Genomic DNA, 2,470 nt, shown 5'->3' with positions numbered 1-2,470 from the left:
CCATTGGTATATCGAAACGGAACATACTCTATATTTTGCTCTCTGCACCGCTGAATTTCATCGTTCTCTAAATCCCGTGCCATCCAGCGATAAGTAATCCTGAGTTCATCAATTGCCTCATAAAAGAGCTTCTGTACATGAAACCGGTCATTCGTCATAGTGGCGTTGGGAAAAGCCGTTCGGACAATCCGCATCATAGTCGGTGAAAGATCTAAAGTGACCTCTTTGACTGTCTTGCGCTTGGAGACATGAATCATTTCAAGCACCTTTATGACGTCTTCAGACTTCGTGCCACGTATCATGGCCACAAGTGTACCTCTGCCACCACGTCCCGCACGATTAGTGACAACAGTATATAATTCTCCGCAGCTCAAAGAAGTCTCGTCAATACAAAGGCTAGGACCTATGTTTTGTTTGAACAGGACATATTCTGAAGCATGATCTAACTGGTCCCACTGTCTGTATGCGCTGATAAACTCCTTGTACTGTGAAGTTAGCTGTTTACCGTTTACCCCATAAGCATCTGCTATGGAGCTTATGCTAGCCGCAGTAGTTTCAATCTTCTTCTTTTAAAAAAGCAACGAACTCAGGAGTGAGTTTCGTCCCTTCGGCAGTTAGATCATCGTAGGTATAGGAAAACGTTTCCCCTGTAGCTTTGTCATACCAGCGACGACGTCTTACGTGGAGATAAACAGGTTTGCCACGCAGAGGAAAGTCCTGAATCACTTTCGCTTCAGTAAAACCATGTGAAATCACAGTGCCACTCTTGTAATCAGAACGTTCCATGTAGTTTTTTTCATCAAGCCAAACTTCAATTTTGACAGAGTCGTCATGCCAACCGGAGATCTCGAAATACGTCATTAAAACTTCGGGGAAGATGACTCGTAGTAACTTATGTAGGTTGCGATTGGAAAGCATGGGACAGATTATTTTAATTTGAACGCAAAGATAGTTCACTTTCGCTTATTAACATAACATACCCACAGAGTTTTCGGACTGACCCACTATACGTCCTTATTCAAGGGACTGGTTTTAAAAGCCCGGAATGTTCCACTGCGAGGTATTTACTTCATTCTTTTACAGCACGTTGCACTATTTTACATAACAGGGTTCTCGGTTCGATTTCCTAACTTTGTATCATTAAAAATTGAGCCGTATGGAAAGAAAAAGATTCAGCGTGTTGTTCTTCATCAAGCGTAGCAAACTGTTAAAAAACGGGGAAGCACCCGTGCGTGTGCGTGTCACTTATGACCGCCTATACGTGGAACTTCAACTAAAGCGGAGCGTAAAAGTCCCACTCTGGTCGCAGGAAAAAGAGAAATCGACAGGCAAAGACCGAAACTCCGTAGAACTTAACCATTACATTGACGCCTTGCGTGTGAAATTCTATCAGATTTACCAAGACTTGGAACTGGAGGGAAAGATTATCTCCGCACGTGCCATAGTGAACCGCTATCAGGGAAAGGACGAGACTTTCAAGACATTGTATAATGTGTTCAAGGAACATAACGACAACTGCCGGAAGCTAATCGGGACGGATTATGCCGATATTACCGTAAGACGTTACGACAATTGCCTTAAATACCTCATGGAACTGGTTAAACGGGATTACAAGGTAGATGATATGTTACTGCGTGAGGCAAACGGGGAACTGGTGCGCAAATTCGACTTATACCTAAAGACAGAAAAGCATTGCGCACAGAATACTGTTATCCAGTACATGAAATGCTTTAAGAAAGTGATAAACCTTGCCATTGCCAACGAGTGGCTAACAAAGAACCCGTTTGCTGGAATCAAGTTTCACGAAGTGGAGGTAAACAAACAGTTCCTAAGCCAAGCCGAGATAAACCGGATATGGCAGAAAGAGTTCAAGATTGAACGGTTGGAACTGGTACGGGATGTTTTCATTTTCTGCGTATATACTGGACTGGCATTCATAGACGTGTATAACTTGCGCCCCGAACACGTTTCAGAGGACAGCAACGGCAACCTGTGGATAGTGAAACCCCGTGAAAAGACAAACAATATCTGTAACATCCCGCTTTTGAGCATTCCCAAACAGATACTTGAAAAGTATAAGGATAACCCCTACTGCATGGATAAAGGAACTTTGTTGCCCGTTCCCTGCAATCAGAAAATGAACAGCTACCTGAAAGAGATTGCCGACCTGTGCGGTATCAAAAAGAACTTGACCACGCACACCGCCCGCCATAGTTTTGCATCGGTTATTGCGCTGGCTAACAACGTGTCACTGCCGAATGTGGCTAAAATGCTGGGGCATTCATCTACACGAATGACACAACACTACGCAAAGGTGTTAGACCAAACGATATTAAGGGATATGCAAGCGGTTGAAAAACAAATAAATATTTGTACTGTATAACAAAAAAAACGGCACTATAAAATATTTTGTGTAAATGGAAATACGGGATTCAAGTTTGAGTCTCGTATTTTTTATTTTATACATTTG

Annotated in this window: 3 protein-coding genes; 1 reads left to right on the top strand and 2 read right to left on the bottom strand. The window is 42.8% G+C overall.

Annotated features, from left to right (window positions below):
- Together I2I04_RS23045 and I2I04_RS23040 are read right to left on the bottom strand one after the other, a co-directional pair.
- Positions 1-422: transposase (locus tag I2I04_RS23045; protein WP_195655939.1), on the bottom strand; the 422-nt coding region annotated here is incomplete at its 3' end.
- A 133-nt stretch (positions 423-555) separates the two neighbouring features.
- On the bottom strand, positions 556-918 hold the full coding sequence (locus I2I04_RS23040) for a transposase family protein (RefSeq protein WP_229127043.1): 363 nt from the start codon (positions 916-918) through the stop codon (positions 556-558).
- Positions 919-1,156: 238 nt separating this feature from the next.
- Between I2I04_RS23040 and I2I04_RS23035 the strand changes: the two genes are divergently transcribed.
- Positions 1,157-2,383, top strand: a complete 1,227-nt coding sequence (locus tag I2I04_RS23035) for a site-specific integrase (protein ID WP_195655938.1) — start codon at positions 1,157-1,159, stop codon at positions 2,381-2,383.
- Positions 2,384-2,470: the final 87 nt, after the last annotated feature.

The organism is Bacteroides sp. 1001136B_160425_E2, from assembly GCF_015559655.1.
Lineage (GTDB): Bacteria > Bacteroidota > Bacteroidia > Bacteroidales > Bacteroidaceae > Bacteroides > Bacteroides luhongzhouii.
This window is presented reverse-complemented; position numbering and strand designations above follow the sequence as displayed.